The 18,558-nt window shown below is 59.0% G+C and carries 19 protein-coding genes; 14 read left to right on the top strand and 5 right to left on the bottom strand.

The window, feature by feature from the left end; all coding sequences use genetic code 11:
* Positions 1-600: 600 nt before the first annotated feature.
* Genes ACWUKX_RS06210 through ACWUKX_RS06195 form a run of 4 tightly spaced genes read right to left on the bottom strand, consistent with a single transcriptional unit; the run spans position 601 to position 3,771 of the window.
* A complete protein-coding gene (locus tag ACWUKX_RS06210) occupies positions 601-1,284 on the bottom strand; it encodes a transporter substrate-binding domain-containing protein (protein ID WP_456004882.1) in 684 nt (227 codons plus the stop codon).
* Positions 1,271-2,062: a 4-hydroxy-2-oxoheptanedioate aldolase gene (gene hpaI, locus ACWUKX_RS06205; protein ID WP_456004879.1), complete on the bottom strand. Its 792-nt coding sequence runs from the start codon at positions 2,060-2,062 to the stop codon at positions 1,271-1,273. The genes ACWUKX_RS06210 and hpaI overlap by 14 nt, the downstream gene beginning before the upstream one ends.
* Positions 2,063-2,070: 8 nt before the next feature.
* Positions 2,071-2,853, bottom strand: coding sequence for a fumarylacetoacetate hydrolase family protein (locus ACWUKX_RS06200; RefSeq protein WP_456004877.1), 783 nt, complete (start codon positions 2,851-2,853; stop codon positions 2,071-2,073).
* A 24-nt stretch (positions 2,854-2,877) separates the two neighbouring features.
* A complete protein-coding gene (locus ACWUKX_RS06195; protein ID WP_456004874.1) occupies positions 2,878-3,771 on the bottom strand; it encodes an intradiol ring-cleavage dioxygenase in 894 nt (297 codons plus the stop codon).
* 247 nt (positions 3,772-4,018) lie between these two features.
* Between ACWUKX_RS06195 and ACWUKX_RS06190 the strand changes: the two genes are divergently transcribed.
* Genes ACWUKX_RS06190 through ACWUKX_RS06145 form a run of 10 tightly spaced genes read left to right on the top strand, consistent with a single transcriptional unit; the run spans position 4,019 to position 11,389 of the window.
* Positions 4,019-4,756, top strand: a complete 738-nt coding sequence (locus ACWUKX_RS06190; protein WP_456004872.1) for a GntR family transcriptional regulator — start codon at positions 4,019-4,021, stop codon at positions 4,754-4,756.
* A complete protein-coding gene (locus ACWUKX_RS06185; RefSeq protein ID WP_456004870.1) occupies positions 4,756-5,577 on the top strand; it encodes a sugar phosphate isomerase/epimerase family protein in 822 nt (273 codons plus the stop codon). Before ACWUKX_RS06190 ends, ACWUKX_RS06185 begins: the two co-directional genes overlap by 1 nt.
* Positions 5,578-5,623: 46 nt before the next feature.
* The gene (locus tag ACWUKX_RS06180) at positions 5,624-6,292 is read left to right on the top strand and encodes an amino acid ABC transporter permease (protein ID WP_135935590.1); all 669 of its coding nucleotides are present in this window, start codon (positions 5,624-5,626) and stop codon (positions 6,290-6,292) included.
* 9 nt (positions 6,293-6,301) lie between these two features.
* Positions 6,302-6,952, top strand: a complete 651-nt coding sequence (locus ACWUKX_RS06175; RefSeq protein WP_135935591.1) for an amino acid ABC transporter permease — start codon at positions 6,302-6,304, stop codon at positions 6,950-6,952.
* A gap of 41 nt (positions 6,953-6,993) precedes the next feature.
* Positions 6,994-7,818: a transporter substrate-binding domain-containing protein gene (locus tag ACWUKX_RS06170; protein ID WP_065009887.1), complete on the top strand. Its 825-nt coding sequence runs from the start codon at positions 6,994-6,996 to the stop codon at positions 7,816-7,818.
* Between the two features lie 7 nt (positions 7,819-7,825).
* The gene (locus ACWUKX_RS06165) at positions 7,826-8,599 is read left to right on the top strand and encodes an amino acid ABC transporter ATP-binding protein (protein WP_456004868.1); all 774 of its coding nucleotides are present in this window, start codon (positions 7,826-7,828) and stop codon (positions 8,597-8,599) included.
* Positions 8,600-8,617: 18 nt separating this feature from the next.
* Positions 8,618-9,478 (top strand): shikimate dehydrogenase, encoded by an 861-nt coding sequence (locus ACWUKX_RS06160; protein WP_189522427.1) that lies wholly within the window; start codon positions 8,618-8,620, stop codon positions 9,476-9,478.
* A 14-nt stretch (positions 9,479-9,492) separates the two neighbouring features.
* Entirely contained in the window at positions 9,493-9,861 is a 369-nt protein-coding gene (locus tag ACWUKX_RS06155; RefSeq protein ID WP_287099144.1) for a 5-carboxymethyl-2-hydroxymuconate Delta-isomerase, read from the top strand.
* Between the two features lie 33 nt (positions 9,862-9,894).
* Positions 9,895-10,344 carry a type II 3-dehydroquinate dehydratase gene (gene aroQ, locus ACWUKX_RS06150; RefSeq protein ID WP_065009891.1) on the top strand — a complete coding sequence of 150 codons (450 nt, stop codon included), beginning with the start codon at positions 9,895-9,897 and terminating at the stop codon, positions 10,342-10,344.
* A 7-nt stretch (positions 10,345-10,351) separates the two neighbouring features.
* On the top strand, positions 10,352-11,389 hold the full coding sequence (locus ACWUKX_RS06145; RefSeq protein ID WP_456004864.1) for a Gfo/Idh/MocA family protein: 1,038 nt from the start codon (positions 10,352-10,354) through the stop codon (positions 11,387-11,389).
* Positions 11,390-11,601: 212 nt separating this feature from the next.
* On the opposite strand, the gene ACWUKX_RS06140 is transcribed toward ACWUKX_RS06145, so the two are convergent.
* Entirely contained in the window at positions 11,602-11,847 is a 246-nt protein-coding gene (locus ACWUKX_RS06140; RefSeq protein WP_456004862.1) for a hypothetical protein, read from the bottom strand.
* A gap of 364 nt (positions 11,848-12,211) precedes the next feature.
* Between ACWUKX_RS06140 and ACWUKX_RS06135 the strand changes: the two genes are divergently transcribed.
* The 4 genes from ACWUKX_RS06135 (at position 12,212) to ACWUKX_RS06120 (ending at position 18,550) form a co-directional block, all read left to right on the top strand.
* Positions 12,212-13,864 carry an ABC transporter substrate-binding protein gene (locus ACWUKX_RS06135; RefSeq protein WP_456004860.1) on the top strand — a complete coding sequence of 551 codons (1,653 nt, stop codon included), beginning with the start codon at positions 12,212-12,214 and terminating at the stop codon, positions 13,862-13,864.
* Between the two features lie 224 nt (positions 13,865-14,088).
* On the top strand, positions 14,089-15,123 hold the full coding sequence (locus tag ACWUKX_RS06130) for an ABC transporter permease (protein WP_029351580.1): 1,035 nt from the start codon (positions 14,089-14,091) through the stop codon (positions 15,121-15,123).
* A gap of 12 nt (positions 15,124-15,135) precedes the next feature.
* Positions 15,136-16,293: an ABC transporter permease gene (locus tag ACWUKX_RS06125; protein ID WP_065009893.1), complete on the top strand. Its 1,158-nt coding sequence runs from the start codon at positions 15,136-15,138 to the stop codon at positions 16,291-16,293.
* A 52-nt stretch (positions 16,294-16,345) separates the two neighbouring features.
* On the top strand, positions 16,346-18,550 hold the full coding sequence (locus tag ACWUKX_RS06120; protein WP_456004857.1) for a dipeptide ABC transporter ATP-binding protein: 2,205 nt from the start codon (positions 16,346-16,348) through the stop codon (positions 18,548-18,550).
* The last annotated feature ends 8 nt before the right edge of the window (positions 18,551-18,558 follow it).

The following is an 18,558-nucleotide window of genomic DNA, read 5'->3' as shown; positions in this document are numbered from 1 at the left end:
TCAGGACATCGAATCTGATTTGCGCAAACTTGGGAATCCAGATTCAGTCAAAAGGCGAAGCGCTCTAGCGGGCATCAACGTTCTCACACGGCAACTCAAACCACACCGCGCTCCTCTTCGGCGTGCGCTTCTGGAGAGGCCGATAGTCCTACGCAGTCGTACCACCCGGCAATAAACCGCCGACCGGCTTCCGCGCCGCCGCCTGATGATGCTCACCCAGTCGGTCGCTATCGCGCTCGCAGTTTTCCCTGGCGTTCATGGTGCTGGGGGAGGAGCGCCGATCTGGGCCATTCTCGCGGTGGCGGCGGGGCGTGGCCGACGCGCGCGGGCACATCCACACGGTCGTCAGGACGCCGAATGGCAACGACTACGGCAAGGACTTGCTGCGCCAGCACCACGAAGCACACGCCCATGATCCAGGGCCACGGCCACCCCCAACCCTTCGGAACAAGAGTTGCTCGACATCGTACGCTAAGGCTCAACGAAACATGAACTTCCGAGTCAAAACGCTTGAGAGGGAAGAGGATTCCAATTGACTATTCGGGAGTTAACGTGTCGCGTCCCCTCGACCTGGCTCCCTCGCATGTCCCGCCAACTGCTTCAGTTGCTCGGCTTACCCGCACTGCAATGCTGTTGGATGAAGTCCGACAGGAAGGTTGAAGCGTGAACACACCTCCGATGCACAGCGATCGCCTGAGGCACTTTCGAGAATGTCCCCTCAACAATGCGGAAACCTGGATTCTCTTCGCAGAAACGTGACAGGGACTCGGTCAAGCCCGCAGCCGCATCGCACTGGGAGGCTACAAGCATGTCCAGGGCGGAGGCGAAATTTTCGGTATGGAGGACAATTGCATTTCTAACCTGTCGCTCAAGCTGCTTTGTATACGCTGCGGTTCTGGCGGCGGCAATGCGCACCCCTTCGACGTCAACATGCTCCACGCTGCCTAGCGGGCTACTGTCTGGCACCAGAAAGCTGGCGGTCACCGCGGTATAGGGGGGCGAGAAGGAGAACCTGTCGGCACGTGATGGATCGGAAGCAATGAACGCAACGTCCCACTCGTTGCCTTCGGCAGCCGCAAGAATGTCAGCGGCCGATCCGTATTGAACCAGCGACAAACCGCAGTCGAGTTCTGCCGCAAGTTCGATCGCGATCTGCGCGCTCGGCCCTGTTAGAAAGCCTGTCACTGGATCGAGTTGGACAAGTGCGGCATTCGACATGTTGACCGCCGCTCTGATGACTCCCGTCGGTGCGATTTCAGTGAGGAGCTCATCACGTTCCGACATCGTGGTACACTCCCTGAGATGCAAATCGTGCCGCGAGTGCTTCCGATCCCCTTGCCAGAACAGCGACATCGACACCAACGGCAGTAAATAGTGTTCCCAGCGAGAGGCACCGTGCCGCGAACTTCTCATCCGGGGTAAGAATGCCCGCAGGCTTGCCCAACGATTTCAGGCGTTCGATCGCGCCAACAATTGCATCGACCACCTCCGGGTGGCTCGGTTGGCCCCTGTGTCCGAAACTCGCTGCCAGGTCTGCCGGTCCTACGAATACGCCATCCACTCCCTCTACCGACGCAATCGACTCGAGGTTGCCAAGCGCTTCCCGCGTCTCAACTTGCAGCAACAGGCAAATTTCCCGTTCCGCATTTTGCGCATAGTTCGCAACTCGGCCGAAACGAGTGGCGCGCGTCAGGGCAGAAACACCACGAATTCCATCCGGAGGATATCGCACGGCCGCGACTGCGGCTTTCGCCTCTTCTGCGTTCTGAATGTGGGGAATGAGCAGTGTCTGAACGCCAATATCCAGGAAACGTTTGATGAGAACGGGGTCGTTGATGGCCGGGCGGACGACTGGGGAAACGTCGTATGGTGCGACCGCTTGCAATTGCGGCAGGACGGTCAGAACGTCACCTGGAGAATGTTCCGTGTCGAACAGGAGCCAATCGAAACCTGAAGGCGCGACGATTTCCGCGGCGTAGTTTCCCGGCAAGCCACACCACAGGCCGATCTGACTTTGACCAGAGAGAAGCTTCTGCTTGAATCGATTGACAGGATGTTCCATCTAGCACCTCACACAAACGACACGCCGATGGAGCCAACAGGGCCATAGTCGGCCTGAATGACATCACCTTTCGCGATATCGACAGGACGCGTGAAGGAGCCGGCCAGGACTATTTGTCCCTTCTTCAGGCCACCGCCCACAGCATAAAGTTTGTTGACCAGCCACGCGATGCCGGCTGCCGGATGTCCCATGATCGCCGCCGACACGCCCGACTCCTCGATGATGCCGTTCTTGGAAAGAGTCGCTCCGACCCATCGGATATCGATGTCCATCGGGCGAATTACACGGCCGCCAACGACGAGGGCGCCGAAAGCTGCGTTGTCCGCAATGGTGTCGGTGATCGCTCGAGGGACTTCGGTCCGGTAGTCGATAATCTCGATCGCCGGGACAACGAACTCGGTCGCACGCATGACGTCATAGATCTTGGTGCCGAGCCCGACGAGATCCTCACCCATAACAAAGGCCAGCTCGACCTCGAGGCGCGGCTTGATAAACAAGTCAGCCCTGATCTGCGCTCCGTCGTTGTAAAGAGCATCGTCAAGAATGCAGCCGTAGTCCGGCTCCGTCATTTTCGAAGCCATCTGCATTGCGCGTGACGTCAGGCCGATCTTATGCCCGACGATCCGTGCGCCCTTGGCCACCCTCGCCTCCGCCCACAAAGCCTGAATCCGGTAGGCGTCCTCGAGTTCGAGGTTCGGGTAGGTCTCGCTAGGCTGTATGATCGGCTTCCGCTCGATTTCAGCTTTGAGCAGCGCGTCTGCCGCGGCCTGGCGTTCTTCTTCGGTGATCATATCGTTTGCTCTGCTGATAGTGATTTATTTGATCGGGGGACGCGGCAAAACGGCTTCGCCGGGTTCCATGACATAGGTGTAGTGGAGCGAGAACCATGGGCCAGGAATATCCGTTTCGGTCGGATGGGGCGCCTCATGGCGAGTGAAGTCGCCGGTCAGGGCTGCCGTGACACCGAACTGAACATCGGAGTCGATGTTCGGGTCGCTGGGGTCAAAGACCTGGGAAATCAGCGTCTTGTATCCGTGCTTGAAGATCAGTGCGTGCAGGTGCGCTGGTCTGTACGGATGGCGTCCCTGAGCTTTGAGCAGGCGTCCGACCACGCCATCGACCGGTATGGGATACCCGACCATCTTGACGGTCCTGAACCAGAACCGACCTTGCTCGTCGGTCATGAATTTGCCGCGCAAGTTCATCTCGGCCTGGTCCGGGTCCTGGTTTTCGTAAAGACCGACGGGAGATGCATGCCACACATCCACTTCGGCGCCGGCAATTGGCTTACCGTCGCGGTCAACGACCCTGGCATGCACGAACAAGGGAGTGCCCGGCGTCTCGGATCGCATAATCGTCCCGCCATTTTCGACTCGCGGAGAGTTGAGGCGCCAGAATGGGCCCAACAGCGACTGGGAGGTCTCAGTCTGTCCCCTGTCGCCATTGTTCAGTAGGCAGACAAGTGAAGACACGCCAAGAGAACCGGCCATCAGCACAAACTCGTTGTGGTGATCAGTATGCAGTTGCCCGATCTCATTCAGCATGGCTGTCGCCTCCCGAAACTCGACCTCCGTCAGTCGAACCTCGCGCACGAAGGCATGAAGATGCGTGACCATCGCCACGAGGATTTCTCGCAGGCGGGGGTCTTCAGTGCGATTCATCACAGCGAGGACGGCTGGCGTCAGATCGCTTTCATTTTTGATCACCATGTGGGCTACCTCCCGATTTCCCCGACTATCCAAATAATCGATTATCTGTCAAGGCCACCGTACATTCTCGCGACTCCCACAAGTCGGGATAAAACAGGATATCGCATATAGTTGATTGATTTTATTATGTTTTATTCGCATAAAAGAAGCTAAGGCTGGACTTTTTGCAGATTTCAGCGCACTCAAGTTGACAGGAATAATCGTTTATTATATCGATCAGTTGGTTCGGGGAGCCTTGGGAGGAACAATGGTACCGGATGACGACGGCGCATTTGCTCCGACGACAGAAGATGCTCCATCGTCTTCTGGCTTTCTCGATGATGGCAAAAACACAATTGGGAGCCAGCTTGCATCCCGTCTTCGTGAAGCGATCATCTCCGGCGAGCTTCAGGCCGGCAGCAAGATCAATCTCGACAAGGCGCGCAAGACGTTCAACGTGAGCCTCAGTCCGCTGCGTGAAGGGTTGGCGCGGCTGATATCGGATGGTCTAGTGGAGTTCGAGGACAATCGCGGCTACCGCGTTTCATCAATTTCCTTGGCCAATCTGGAAGAGATAACCACCCTGCGCGAAGAGTTTGAAGTCTTTGCGCTTCGCGAGTCCGTGCGGGTCGGCGATGTGGAGTGGGAGGGTAACGTCATGCGCGCGCTGCATCGCCTTAACCGCACCAATCGTGACGCGGCTCGGCCAGAGACACTGGAGCGCTGGGAAGAGCTCCACCGCGAATTTCATCTGACACTCGTATCTGGCTGCGGGAAGCCGATCCTGCTCCATTTCTGCAGACTGCTTCTTAATCTCAACGACCGTTATCGCCGGGTGTTTCTGACCCGCACGTCGGGTGACCGCAACGTCAGCCAGGAGCACAGTGAGATTGCTCAGGGAGCCGTCGCCCGGGATCTGGACTATTCGTGCGATAGGTTGCGTGAGCATATTCACCGCACGGGAACCAATCTGCGCAATCACCTCGCGACAAAGGGGATCTTGTGATGACCGTCGCGACGCCAAGACCGGACCTTGGACTGGGCGTGGCGCATTTTTCATCCATCGCGCTGCCGCCCAAGGAATTCGCCGTGATAGCTGCTCGGGCGGGTTTTGCGTCGATAGGGCTGCGTCTGCACCCCGCCTTTCCCGGAGCCCCTTTCTACGAGTTGCCGGTGGGCAGCCAGAGTGCCCAGGAATTCAAGACAATTGCCGATGGCGAAGGCGTCAAGGTGTTCGATATCGAGTTCTTCGTGATCGACGAGAGCTTCGTCGCGGGCTCCCATGAGGCGACCGTGGCAGCCGCTGCGAACATAGGGGCGCGCCGGCTGAGTGTTTGCGGCGATGATCGAGACGGCGGCCGTCTTGCCACAAACCTTTCAGAGTTTTGCGCCCTCGCAGCGCGATATGGCATGTCAGTCGACATCGAAAACATGGGCTGGCGGACGGTAAGAACCTTTGGCGACAGCGTCGAGGTCGTGAATTCCTGTGGGGCAGAGAACGCCGGTGCTCTCGTTGATGGGGTTCACTTCTTTCGAAACGGCGCCTCGATCAACGAGCTTCGCGGAAATGCAGGGAAGGTAAAACACGTCCAGCTTTGCGACGTCCGCGGGCCTGCTCCTAAAACGTCGGACGCAATGATCGCCGAGGCGAGAAGCGGTAGGTTCGCTCCTGGAGAAGGCGAATTGCCATTGAAGGACCTCTGGGCTGCAACCGAATACGGTACTGCTATGTCGGTTGAAGTGCCACTCGTCGGGTCGGTGGACCCGGAGGCACATCTAAAACATCTCCATGACAGCGCACTGGGAATTTTGAAACCGGATCAGTGATCCGGCGCCAACGCGGCGTGGGCCGGTCGGAAGGAGGAAGTCTTACATGCCTTATACGTTCGATTTCGGTGCGGTCCTCGACCGGGCCCCGGAATTGCTATGGGGTTCGCTTGGAACGCTTGGCCTTGCGCTGGCTGGGATGCTCCTCGCACTCGTCATCGGAATCCTGGGCGTTGTTGCAAGGACTTCCAAGAGCGAGATCACGCGCACTTCCGTGATCGTTTTCGTTGAGGTCGTGCGTAATACGCCATTCCTCGTGCAGATCTTCTTCATATATTTTGCCCTTCCTCTCATGGGCATACGGCTCAATCCGACCGTTACGGCGATCATTGCCCTCGGCATCAATGGTGGGGCGTACGCAATCGAGATCATCCGAGGCGGGGTCGAGAGCGTGTCGCGCGGCCAGATCGAGGCAGGTTTCGCACTTGGACTGCACAAGGCGGACGTCTTCCGGCTCATCGTGCTCAAGCCGGCACTGCGGGCGATTTATCCCTCGCTCACAAGCCAGTTCATCATGCTGACACTGACAACGTCTGTCTGCACGTCAATCGCCGCTTACGAACTGACCTCGGCCGCTCAGCGCATTGAGTCTGACACCTTCCGCAGCTTCGAAGTCTATTTCACGGCGACCGCTATCTACCTGGTTATTTCGACGCTGATGATGGGCCTCTTTGCCCTCATTTCTCGCCACTACTTCAACTACCCGACGCGATAGGAGGCAGCCATGGGTCCCATCGGCGAAAATGAATTCTTCTTTTTGATGCAGGGTTTGAAGTGGACCGTGCTGCTCGCGATCGTGGGCTTCATCGGTGGGGGGATGTTCGGAATCCTGATCGCGCTGCTGCGCACCTCGAAGAAGAAGGTCGCCCGGACGATCACCGCAGGATATATCGGCATCTTCCAGGGCACGCCCCTTCTGATGCAGCTCTTCGTTGTCTATTACGGCGTTGCGCTGTTGGGCGTCGAGGTCAACGCGTGGATCGCGGTCGCAATCGCCTTCACGCTCCATGCTAGTGCCTTCCTGGGCGAGATCTGGCGCGGCTCCATCGAGGCTGTACCGAAGGGCCAGACGGAAGCCGCCAACGCCCTCGGTCTGCATTATGTCTCGCGGATGAAAGACATCATCTTGCCGCAGGCCCTGAAAATCTCGATGCCGGCCACGATCGGCTTCCTTGTCCAGCTCATCAAGGGCACGTCGCTAGCAGCAATCGTCGGCTTCATTGAACTGACTCGTGTCGGCCAGATCATTTCAAACCAGACCTATCGTCCGCTGCTCGTCTTCGGGATCGTCGGCGCAATCTACTTCATCATTTGCTGGCCGCTCTCCCATGCCGGAAGTGGCCTCGAAAAACGGATGGCGAAAGCTGCCCGCTAACCGCTTCGCTCGAAGCAAAACTCTTGAGGAGGAGAATAAGCATGCATAACAATCGTAGGAATTTTCTCGGACTTGCACTGGCAACCGTTGCCTTCGCAACCGTTGGCGCTGCCGCCGCCTCTGCGGCAACTGTAGAGGAAATCAAGGCAAAGGGCACGCTTGTGGTCGGCATCCAGGGCGACAATGCGCCATGGGGGTTCGTCAACACAAGCGGCCTGCAGGACGGCTTCGACGCTGACGTCGCCAACCTTTTTGCCAAGGAGTTGGGCGTGAAGGTTCAATTCCAGCCGCTCGCCGTTGCCAACCGAATTCCGGCGCTTACGACCGGGAAAGTCGACATCCTGTTCGCAACGATGGCGATGACGGAAGAACGTGCGAAATCAATTCAATACAGCAAGCCCTACGCCGCTAACACGATTTCGCTTTATGCGGCGAAGTCCGACACGGTTACGAAGCCTGAAGACGTTGCGGGATGGGAGATCGGCGTTCCGAAGTCCAGTTCGCAGGATAAGGCAGTAACGGACGCCGTCGGATCCACCGCAACGGTTCGCCGCTTTGATGACGATGCCACAACCATCCAGGCTCTCATCTCCGGACAGGTAAAGGCGGTTGGCGGCAACCAGTTCTATGGTCAGCGTCTGGATGCCGCGAATGCCGGCACCTATGAGCGCAAGATTAACTTTCTGACGACCTACAACGGCGTCGGGACCCGGCTCGGCGAGAAGGACTGGAACGAAGCCGTCAACGCCTTCATCGACAAGATCAAGGCCAATGGTGAGCTTGCCGCCATCACGAAGAAGTGGATGGCGATCGAGCTGCCACAGTTCCCTGAATCCATTCCGAACATCCCGTTCACCGTCAATTAAAGCCCAAATGGAGAGTTCCGTGCTCAATTCTGCAAAAGATCAATCGACGCTGATTTCCCTTGAGGACGTGCAGAAGTGGTACGGCGATTTCCATGCTTTGAAATCCATCAGTCTGTCGGTCCGCAAAGGCGAAAAAATCGTCCTCTGCGGGCCGTCAGGCTCCGGGAAATCAACGTTAATCCGCTGCATCAATGCCCTCGAAACGATCGAGGACGGCAAAATCGTCGTCGAGGGTCAGGTACTGGACGGAAGCACCAAATCCGTCGATGCGATACGTCGCGAAGTGGGAATGGTCTTCCAGAGCTTCAATCTCTTCCCGCACATGACTGTACTTCAGAACTGTACACTCGCCCCGATGCGTGTTCGAGGCACAACCCACACTGACGCAGAGCGACTGGCTCGAAAATATCTCGAGCGCGTTCGAATCCTTGACCAGGCCGAAAAGTTTCCTGCACAGCTATCCGGCGGGCAACAACAACGCGTTGCCATCGCTCGCGCGCTCTGCATGGAGCCGAAGGTCATGCTCTTCGACGAACCAACCTCTGCCCTCGATCCGGAAATGGTGAAGGAAGTGCTCGACACCATGATCGGGCTCGCCCGTGACGGCATGACGATGATCTGTGTCACGCACGAAATGGGCTTTGCCCGCCAGGTCGCTGATCGCGTCATCTTCATGGCCTCAGGAGAAATCGTCGAAGAGGCCGAACCGGAGATCTTCTTCAAGTCTCCCAAGCACGAACGCACGAAAACCTTCCTCGGCGAAATCCTTGCCCACCACTGACGTTCGAAAGCGATACCAATGCATGACAAGAAATTCCTCGTAGGGCTGATCGGGGCCGACATCCTAATGTCAAAGTCCCCGGCGCTCCACGAAACGGAGGCTCGACATCAGGGCTTCGATTACCGTTACGAGCTTCTCGATCTGGCCGAGCGAGGCCTTCCTGCCTCGGCGCTACCGGACCTCCTCGACGAGGAAGAGCGGCGCGGTTTTGCCGGGAGCAACATTACACATCCGTGCAAGCAGTCTGTGATCGCCCACCTCAGCCGCCTTTCCGAGGATGCAGAGATGCTCGGTGCGGTCAACACCGTGGTCTTTCGTGACGGCGAGAGGATCGGCCACAACACTGATTGGTACGGTTTCTACGAGAATTTCCAGCGCGGCCTTCCGCACGTCGCGAAGTCGCATGCCGTCCTGCTTGGCGCCGGCGGTGCCGGTGTCGCCGTGGCGCATGCTGCAATCAAGCTCGGTATTAAGCGATTGTCGATCTTTGATCAGGATTCGAAACGAGCAGAAACCTTGGCGGGGCAGTTGAACGATCGGTTCTCAAGGGATTGCGCTCGTGCCACGACGGATGTGGGCAGCACCCTGCGCTCCGCGGACGGCCTTATTCACGCGACACCGACGGGTATGAAGAGCCATCCTGGTTCGCCGATCGACCCGGAATGGCTTCTTTCACGGCATTGGGTCGCCGACATCGTCTATATGCCGCTCGTCACAGAGCTCCTTGCTCTCGCCGAAAGAAAAGGCTGCCGGACCCTTCGTGGCGGCGGCATGACCGTCTACCAGGCAGCAGCGGCTTTCGAATTGTTCACCGGGATAGCACCCGACGCAGAGCGCATGTCCCGTCACTTTATGGACTTGTGCCGCCTGTCGGCTTGATGGGGAGATCCCAAATGCCGCATATCATCATCGATTATAGCCGGGGCGCAGGCGAGCATGTAGCCATGGACCGGCTCACGCTGACCGTGCATCGCTGCGTTCGCGATGGCGGCCTTGTGAAACCTTCTGTCGTGCGCACGCTTGCGCGGGAAGCGACATATTCCTGCGTGGGCGATGAGCATGTCGATAATCATTTCATCCAAATTATCGTGCGGATGGCACCGGGTCGTACTGCAGAGACTAAGCAGAAGCTTCTCACTGCCGTTCTCGAGGCCGCGCGGGCGATCGCCGCGCCTGCTCTCGAAGCTGGAAGGCTCGGCTTGCGCGCAGATCTCTACGAGTCGGACCCTGATTTTGCTGTTCAAGCAATCGCGTTCGTCTGACCAGGACAGCGTGCTCAAGAAGGAAATTATACTATGAGCCTGATCTACGTTCTCAATGGACCAAACCTCAATCTGCTTGGCAAACGCCAGCCGCACATCTACGGGCATGAAACGCTCGCAGACGTAGAGGCGGACTGCCGCAAACTGGCGGCCGAACTCCGCCATGAAATCCGCTTTCACCAGAGCAACCGGGAATACGAGATCATCGATTGGATTCATGAGGCGCGCGAGGACGGTGCGGGCATCGTCATCAATCCGGCAGCCTTTACCCATACCTCACTCGCCATCCTCGACGCTCTGAACACATTTGAAGGGCCTGTAATCGAGATCCACATCTCCAATGTGCACAAGCGCGAAAGCTTCCGACACCATTCGTTCGTTTCGCACCGCGCGGACGGCGTGATCTGCGGCCTTGGAACAGAAGGATACCAGCTTGGCATCCGGCGCGCGGCGACAATGATCAAGGCGGCGAGCAAGGGCTGAGGTGACCATGACCCAACGGGTTAAGCTGGCCGTACTTGGCGCAGGCCTCATCGGTAAGCGCCATATTCAGCACGTCCTGGCCGAGCCCTCGGCGCAACTCAGTGCCGTGGTCGATCCCTCGCTGGTTGGCGAGACTATTGCCAAGGAAGCCAGCGTGAAGTGGTTTACAAGCTTCGCGGACATGGTTGCCGCAGACCGACCTGATGGGATCATCGTGGCTACGCCCAACCAGGCTCACGTCCAGAACGGGTTGGAAGCCGTTGAAGCCGGCGTTCCCGCACTCATCGAGAAGCCTATCGCCGACGACATTATATCCGGGGAAAAGCTGATTGCAGCGGCTGAGGCAAAAGGTGTTCCTCTTTTGGCTGGCCATCACCGCCGACACAATCCGGTGATGCAGAAGGCAAAGGAAGTCATCGAAAGCGGGAAGCTCGGCCGCGTTCTTGTTGTCAATGCGATGTTCTGGCTGTTCAAGCCCGACGATTACTTCGACATCTCGTGGCGTCGTGAGCGCGGTGCGGGGCCGGTTTTCCTCAATCTCATCCACGATGTCGATAATCTGCGTTACCTTTTCGGCGATGTGGCCGCGGTTCAGGCACGCGAGTCCAACGCAGTGCGCGGCAACGCAGTTGAGGAAACGGCTGTGATCCTGATCGAGTTCAAGAATGGAGTTTTGGGAACTGCGACAGTCTCGGACTCGGTGGTCGCACCGTGGAGCTGGGAGATGACAACCGGAGAGAATCCGGCCTACCCCAGAACCGAGCAATCCTGTTACATGATCGGAGGAACGCACGGGTCGCTGGCTGTTCCGTCGCTCGAGGTCTGGCGCAATCCTGGTAAACGGAGCTGGTGGGAGCCACTTGACCAAAAGCGTATCGAGGTCGACGACGAGGACCCGCTCGTCCTGCAGATCAGGCAATTCTGCAACGTGATCCGCGGAGACGAACCGCCGCTTGTCAGCGGGCGTGAGGGGCTCGAAACCTTAAGGGTAATCGATGCGGTAAAACGCTCGGCGGCAACGGGAGAACGTATTGAGTTGAACTGACGCCTGAGCAATGTGTAACGCAACCGCCTGCTCGCCCTTCGTGTCTCCTTGCATCCGATGCGAGGAGAACGCCGGCTCAACACCGACGAACGAGCAGTTGCGGCGGTCCTGTTTTCGAGCGCTCCTGTTCGAGACCGCTGGCAGTTAAGCCACTTCGACATTCCTCAAATCGGCTGCATGCGCCGCATGTCGGATAGCTGGCCACCCTCGACTTAGGCATCGCCCTTCTGGCGGAGGAAATCGTCGCCGAGGATTTGGCCGATGGCCGTCTGCGTCACTGCCGCCGCTCTGTCTTCGCCACCATCGAAACGCGCCCGCTTCCGGCAACGACGCAACGCTTCATCGAATTTCTGGGTGACTGCTTGGAGCCGACTTAGGCGAGAAATCAACGTCCGCCTTGAGCGTACCTTTTTGTCATTCGGTACTTGGGTCCGGATGTCCGCAACGGGTCGCAGCATGCCGTCCCCGAGGTGCCCATCTAACCACCGTTGTTTGGCGGCGGCCATATCCCCGTCGTGTGAACGTTGCCATGACGCTTAAACTAATAGGGATTATGCGCGAAATCAAAGTGCTACAGCGTCCTTTGCGCGCCCCAGAGGACGCGCGGCGCTGTCGTGAATGTCTCAGTTTGATCGATCCCGGAGATTCGAACGAAATCTGCCGGGCGATAGCAATTTTGCGCCAAGACTGTCGTTATCACGCGAACTGCTTCCCTTCCAAAGTTGCACATTCCTTGGCATGTTCCCAAGCCGTGCCGTTTTTGACATCATGGCCCGGATGCGGAATGGTAAAAGGCAGAAAGCCAACAATGGGAGTTTCGTGATGACAATCTACAGGAGTAATGGCGATCGCGTTCCGGATCACATCCATGCAATGGCCGAAGAAGCCAAGGCCGGACGTGTCGATCGCCGCGAGTTTCTGGCTCTGGCCAGCGTCTTCGGCGCGTCCACGGCGATGGCCTATGGAATGCTCGGCCTCGCCGACCCGACGCCGGCGAGAGCGCAGGACGTACAGGGCAAGAAGGGCGGCATATTGAAGGTCGCCATGTGGATCAAGGATCCGAAGGATCCGCGCAAGGCCGACTGGTCGGAAATCGCCAATGCCGAGCGCCAGGCACTCGAGCCGTTGGTCAAGTACACAAACGAATTCACGTTCCGCCCCTACCTGCTCGAGAGTTGGGACGTTAACGACGACGCCACCGAATACACGCTGCATGTGCGCAAGGGCGTCACCTGGAACAACGGCGATCCGTTCACCGCGGATGACGTCATCTTCAACTTCAAGCGTTGGGCCGACAAGAAAGCCGAAGGCAATTCCATGCCCGGTCGTCTCGGCTCGCTGGTCAAGGACGACAAGCTGGATGAGAGCGCAGTCACCAAGGTCGATGAACACACGGTCAAGCTAAAGCTCAGCACGCCTGATATCGCGCTCATTCCCAACGTGTGCGACTATCCCGGCCTCATCGTCCACAAGACCTTCGACGAAAAGGGCGGCGATTTCAAAGCCTGCCCGATCGGCACCGGCCCGTTCGAGCTCGTCTCCTACGATGTCGGCCAGAAAGTCGTCTACAAGCGCCGCGAAGACAACAAGTGGTGGGACGGCGAGGTCTTCCTCGACGGCATTGAGTTCATCGACTACGGCACCGATCCCGCGGCTACGGTCAGCGCCTTCGAATCGGGAGAGGTCCATACCAATTTCGAGACGTCAGCCGACTACGTGTCGATCCTCGACGGTGTCGACCTGGTCAAGTACGAGGTGGTCACCGCAGCGACCATCGTCTGCCGCACCAATGTGGCCAACAAGCCTTATGACGATCAGAAGGTCCGCAACGCGCTGCAGCTAGCAGTCGACAACGCCGTCGTGCTGCAGCTTGGCATGGCCAATGCCGGTACTGTCGCCGAAAACCACCATGTCTCGCCGATCCATCCGGAATATTACGAACTGCCGAAGATTGCCCGCGATCCGGCCAAGGCGAAGGCGCTGATGGAGGAAGCCGGTCAGGCCGATTTCGAGCACGAGCTGATCACGGTCGACGAAGACTGGCACAAGAATACCGGCGATGCGATCGCCGCGCAGATGCGCGACGCCGGCATCAAGGTGAAGCGCACGGTGCTGCCGGGTTCGACGTTCTGGAACGACTGGACGAAGTATCCGCTGTCGATGACCAACTGGAACATGCGGCCGCTCGGCGTCCAGGTTCTGGCGATCGGCTACCGCACCGGAGAAGCCTGGAACGAAACCGCCTGGTCGAATCCCGAATGGGATGCCAAGCTCAACGCCGCGCTTGCGGTCGCCGACGCCGCCAAGCGCAAGGAGATGATGAAGGACATCGAGCAGATCCTGCAGGATTCCGGCATCATCATCCAGCCCTACTGGCGCAAGCTCTACAGTCACTCGGTGGCTGCCGTTAAGAACTACGCCATGCACCCAACCTTCGAGCGCGATTACGGCAAGGTCTGGCTCGACGAGGCCTGATCGGATCGATCGTGGAAGGGGCGGTTCGCCCCTTCCACCCACGCCATGCATGGTTCCAGAACCGAAGTAGGCGCAGCAAGAAAGGCGCGGACTCTTCGGATAGGGGCGTGCAATAACAGGGTTGATCGCATTCTGAGGGTCCGTTTGACAGCCAACTCTGCCGCTAGCGGCTGAAGTGGCGCCAAGCCGGCCTCAACCCCAACCAGACCGGCAGGGGGACCGCCATGCTTTCTTTCATCCTTCGACGCCTCGGCACCATGGCATTGACGATGCTGTGCCTGACGTTGGTCGTCTTCTTCCTGATCAATCTCGACCCCAATCTGAAAAAACTGGCGATCAGCCAGACCGAAATGCACACCTCGGCCGAGCAGCTCGAAAGCTGGCTGGTCAACCATGGCTATCGCCAGAATTTCTTCTCCCGCTATGGCCAATGGCTGGGTATCGTGCCCAAACAGCCGGTCACAGACCCGGCAACGGGCAAACCCGCGCGACGTTTTTCCTTCTGCAACGATCCTGTCGAGCCAACGTTCTCCGGCGTGCTACAGGGTGATTTCGGCTGCTCGACGAAGTTCAAAACGACGGTCGCGTCGAAGCTTTTCCCGGCGCTCGGCGCCACCGGTATCCTGATGTTCTGGGTGCTTGTGGTGATGGTGCCGATCTCGCTTCTGATCGGCATCCTCGCCGGCATGCGCGAAGGCTCGCGAACCGATCGAACGTTGTCCGTCGCCTCGATCGCCTCGACGGCGACGCCCGAATATGTCTCGGGCGTCATTTTCACCGTCATTTTCGCCTCATGGCTCGGCCTGCTGAACGGTTCGGCGGCTTCGGCCAGCCGGGGCATCACCTTCTACAATTTCACTTTGCCTGTGATGACGCTGGCGATCTACGGCATCGGCTACATCGCCCGCATGACCCGCGCCTCGATGGTCGAGGTGATGACGCAGCAATATATCCGCACCGCGCGGTTGAAGGGCCTCTCCTTCGGCAGCGTCGTGGTCAAGCATGCGCTGCGCAACGCGCTAATCGCGCCGTTCACAGTCATCATGCTGCAATTTCCCTGGCTGCTCACCGGCGTCGTCATCGTCGAGGTGATGTTCCGCTACCAGGGGTTTGGCTACACGCTGGTCGAGGCGGCCGGCAACAACGACATCGATCTTTTGCTTGGCTGCTCCCTGGTCTCGGTGTTCATCGTCCTGATCACGCAGCTCATTTCCGACGTCGGTTACGCGTTTCTCAATCCGCGTATCAGAGTTCAATAGGGGATCGGGCGGATGCAGCTTGAATATATCGGCGCCTTCGATGTGGTGCTTGGCGTGCTTGCGCGTTTCTGGCCGGTCTGGATCGCTCTCGTCCTGGTGATGGGGGCGAGCTTCGCCTACAAGAAGAGGCTTGGCCTCTACGGTCAGCTGTTCGACAGCAGCGTCGGCATCGTCGGCGTCGGCATCTGCCTGTTCTGGCTGTTCACGGCGATTTTCGCGTCGACCATCTCGCCCTTCAATCCGCTTGTCCAGATCCCGATCATGAAGGATGCACTGCCGGGCGCGATCGAGCCGCAATCGGGACTTGTCTACCTGTTCGGCGGCGACAAGCTTGCCCGCGACGTGTTCAGCCGCATGGTCTATGGCAGCCAGATCGTGCTGATCATTGCGCCGGCGGCGACCGGTTTCGCGCTGATGGTCGGCATCACGCTTGGCCTGCCGGCCGGCTATTATGGCGGCAGGATCGATACGGTGCTGTCATTCCTCGCCAACCTGGTGCTCGCCTTCCCGGTGATTCTCCTGTTCTACCTCTTGGTGACGCCGGGCATCATGGAGACGCCGATCCCCTATGCGATGGCCGGGCTGTTCTTCCTGTTCCCGATCATCTTCTTCAGCGTGCTGTTCTGGACGCGCTACAAGAAGCGGCCGGACCGCCTTTACATCCTCCTGGGACTGACCCTTGTCATTGGCGGCTGGGTCTATGCCGGCCTGGTCTTCGATGCCGACCCGTTCAGGATCATCCATATCGATCCCAACCAGCTCAACATCTTCGTGGCGGTGGTGTTCGCCTCCAGCCCTGGCGTGTTCCGCATCGTGCGCGGCCTTGTCATGGACATCAAGACGCGCGACTATGTGGCGGCGGCGCAGACGCGCGGTGAATCGCCCTGGTATATCATGCTGTGGGAGATACTTCCCAATGCACGCGGGCCGCTGATCGTCGATGCCTGCCTGCGTATCGGCTACACCACGATCCTGCTCGGCACGCTCGGCTATTTCGGCCTGGGGCTGGCGCCTGAGAGCCCGGACTGGGGCACCGCGATCAAGGACGCCAGCCGGCTGCTGCGCTCCTTCATCCATCCGGCGCTGCCGCCGACGATCGCGCTGATGTCGTTCGTGCTGGGCCTTAATCTCTTGGCCGACTCGCTGCGTGAACAATCGATGAAAGATTGATGGACGGGTTCTCGACCCGATATGCTTGAAAGAACAAGGATTGGAGCGACCCATGAATGAGGCAGTTCGAAATCCCGCCGAGCCGATCATCGAGATCGAGAACCTGTCGATCTCCTTCTTCACCCGCAAGGGTGAAATACCGGCCGTTATGGACTTCTCTTGCACGGTCATGCCTGGCGAAGCGATGGGCATCGTCGGCGAATCCGGCTGCGGCAAGTCGACCGTGTCGCTCGGCATCATGCGCGACCTCTCCAACATCGGAAAGATTGTCGGCGGCCGGATAAAGTTCCAGGGCAAGGACATGGGCGAGCTGTCCGACGAGGAACTGCGCGCCATCCGCGGCAACAAGATCGCGATGATCTACCAGGAGCCGATGGCCAGCCTGAACCCGGCGATGAAGGTCGGCCAGCAACTGATGGAAGTGCCGCTGATCCACGACAAGGTGTCGAAGGAAGAGGCTTATAGACGCGCGCTGGAAATGGTGCGCGCGGTCAGGCTGCCCGATCCAGAGCGCATGATGCGCTCCTTTCCGCACCAGCTTTCCGGTGGCCAGCAACAGCGTATCGTCATCGCCATGGCGCTGCTGTCGAAGCCGGCGCTGCTCCTGCTCGACGAGCCGACGACGGCGCTCGACGTGACGGTGGAAGCCGGCATCGTCGACCTGGTCAAGGGGCTTGGCGAGAAGTTCGGCACCTCGATGATCTTCGTGTCGCATAATCTCGGCCTGATCCTGGAAACCTGCGACCGCATCACGGTGATGTATTCGGGCGAAGCGGTGGAGACCGGCAAGATCAAGGACGTCTTCGACCGGATGCGCCATCCCTACACCCAAGGCCTGTTCCGCTCGATCCCGCTGCCCGGCGCCGACAAGAATTCGCGGCCTCTGATCTCCATCCCGGGGCAATTGCCGCTGCCGCACGAGCGGCCGAAGGGCTGCAATTTCGGCCCCCGCTGCCACCATTTCGTCGAGGGCGTCTGCAACGCCGCCGAAATCCCGATGATCGCGGTCGACGGCCATGAAGGCCATTTTTCGCGCTGCGTGCGCTTCAACGAGATCGACTGGGAGGCGCTGCCGCCCGGCGCCAAGAAGGTCAACGAGCGCGTCGAGCCCGGCGCGCCGGTGCTCAAGATCGAGGACCTCAAAAAGTACTACAAGGTCGGCGGCAGCGAAGTGTTCGGCTCAAGCGAAGGCCGCGTCGTCAAGGCCAACGAGACGATCTCCTTCATGGCGCGCGAATCCGAGACCGTCGCCATTGTCGGCGAGTCCGGTTGTGGGAAGTCGACGCTGGCCAAGGTGCTGCTCGGGCTGGAGACGGCAAGCTCGGGCAGCGTGACGCTCGGCAACCAACAGATCCAGTCGACCGGCGTCGAGAAGCGCAGTGTCGAGACGGTGTCGTCGATCCAGATGGTGTTCCAGAATCCGTTCGACACGCTCAATCCCAGCCATACGGTCGGTTCGCAGATCATCCGCACGCTGGAAAAGTTCAATGTCGGCAACACGGTCGCCGATCGCCGTCAGCGCATGCTGGAGCTTCTCGACCTGGTGAAGCTGCCGCGAGCATTCGAGACCCGCAAGCCGCGCCAGCTTTCCGGCGGCCAGAAACAGCGCATTGGCGTGGCGCGGGCCTTTGCCGGCGACGCCAAGGTGGTGGTGGCCGACGAGCCGGTCTCGGCGCTCGACGTGTCGGTGCAGGCGGCGGTGACTGAGCTCCTGATGGACATCCAGCGCAAGAACAAGACGACGATGCTGTTCATCAGCCACGACCTGTCGGTGGTGCGCTACATCGCCGATCGTGTAGTCGTCATGTATCTCGGCTATATCGTCGAGCAGGGCACGACCGACCAGATCTTTTCGCCGCCCTATCACCCCTATACCGAGGCGCTGCTCTCGGCGATCCCGATCGCCGACACCAGCGTGATCAAGAAGCACATCGTGCTGGAGGGCGACATCCCATCGGCGATGAACCCGCCAACCGGCTGTCCGTTCCAGACGCGCTGCGGCTACAAGAAGCTGGTGCCGGACAATCTTTGCGAGACGCAGGTGCCGCCGGTGAAGAATCTCGGCGACGGTCATATGAGCCTGTGCTGGCTTGCCGACGACGTGCTGGCGAAAATGGAGCCGGTGATCAAATTCGACAAGGAGCATGCCGCCCATGAGGGGTTGCCGGACGACGCGCCGCAAGGCATCGGTCCTGGCTTTGCCGGCGCTCCGCCCAAGCGTCCGCGCGGAAAAAGGCCGAAGCTGACGGATGGCTAGATCCTTCG

Source organism: Mesorhizobium sp. f-mel, assembly GCF_053850215.1.
Note: the sequence above shows the minus strand (reverse complement) of the source record. Positions and strands in the feature narration are given on the sequence as shown.

Excerpts from the sequence above, each read along its gene's own strand:
- aroQ (WP_065009891.1), top strand. The coding sequence starts at position 9,895 with ATGAGCCTGATCTACGTTCTCAATGGACCAAACCTCAATCTGCTTGGC.
- ACWUKX_RS06190 (WP_456004872.1), top strand. The coding sequence starts at position 4,019 with ATGGTACCGGATGACGACGGCGCATTTGCTCCGACGACAGAAGATGCT.
- ACWUKX_RS06165 (WP_456004868.1), top strand. The coding sequence starts at position 7,826 with ATGGAGAGTTCCGTGCTCAATTCTGCAAAAGATCAATCGACGCTGATT.
- ACWUKX_RS06120 (WP_456004857.1), top strand. The coding sequence starts at position 16,346 with ATGAATGAGGCAGTTCGAAATCCCGCCGAGCCGATCATCGAGATCGAG.
- ACWUKX_RS06185 (WP_456004870.1), top strand. The coding sequence starts at position 4,756 with ATGACCGTCGCGACGCCAAGACCGGACCTTGGACTGGGCGTGGCGCAT.
- ACWUKX_RS06170 (WP_065009887.1), top strand. The coding sequence starts at position 6,994 with ATGCATAACAATCGTAGGAATTTTCTCGGACTTGCACTGGCAACCGTT.
- ACWUKX_RS06160 (WP_189522427.1), top strand. The coding sequence starts at position 8,618 with ATGCATGACAAGAAATTCCTCGTAGGGCTGATCGGGGCCGACATCCTA.
- ACWUKX_RS06195 (WP_456004874.1), bottom strand. The coding sequence starts at position 3,771 with ATGGTGATCAAAAATGAAAGCGATCTGACGCCAGCCGTCCTCGCTGTG.
- ACWUKX_RS06175 (WP_135935591.1), top strand. The coding sequence starts at position 6,302 with ATGGGTCCCATCGGCGAAAATGAATTCTTCTTTTTGATGCAGGGTTTG.
- ACWUKX_RS06200 (WP_456004877.1), bottom strand. The coding sequence starts at position 2,853 with ATGATCACCGAAGAAGAACGCCAGGCCGCGGCAGACGCGCTGCTCAAA.
- ACWUKX_RS06125 (WP_065009893.1), top strand. The coding sequence starts at position 15,136 with ATGCAGCTTGAATATATCGGCGCCTTCGATGTGGTGCTTGGCGTGCTT.
- ACWUKX_RS06135 (WP_456004860.1), top strand. The coding sequence starts at position 12,212 with ATGACAATCTACAGGAGTAATGGCGATCGCGTTCCGGATCACATCCAT.
- ACWUKX_RS06130 (WP_029351580.1), top strand. The coding sequence starts at position 14,089 with ATGCTTTCTTTCATCCTTCGACGCCTCGGCACCATGGCATTGACGATG.
- ACWUKX_RS06145 (WP_456004864.1), top strand. The coding sequence starts at position 10,352 with ATGACCCAACGGGTTAAGCTGGCCGTACTTGGCGCAGGCCTCATCGGT.
- ACWUKX_RS06155 (WP_287099144.1), top strand. The coding sequence starts at position 9,493 with ATGCCGCATATCATCATCGATTATAGCCGGGGCGCAGGCGAGCATGTA.
- hpaI (WP_456004879.1), bottom strand. The coding sequence starts at position 2,062 with ATGGAACATCCTGTCAATCGATTCAAGCAGAAGCTTCTCTCTGGTCAA.
- ACWUKX_RS06140 (WP_456004862.1), bottom strand. The coding sequence starts at position 11,847 with ATGCTGCGACCCGTTGCGGACATCCGGACCCAAGTACCGAATGACAAA.
- ACWUKX_RS06180 (WP_135935590.1), top strand. The coding sequence starts at position 5,624 with ATGCCTTATACGTTCGATTTCGGTGCGGTCCTCGACCGGGCCCCGGAA.
- ACWUKX_RS06210 (WP_456004882.1), bottom strand. The coding sequence starts at position 1,284 with ATGTCGGAACGTGATGAGCTCCTCACTGAAATCGCACCGACGGGAGTC.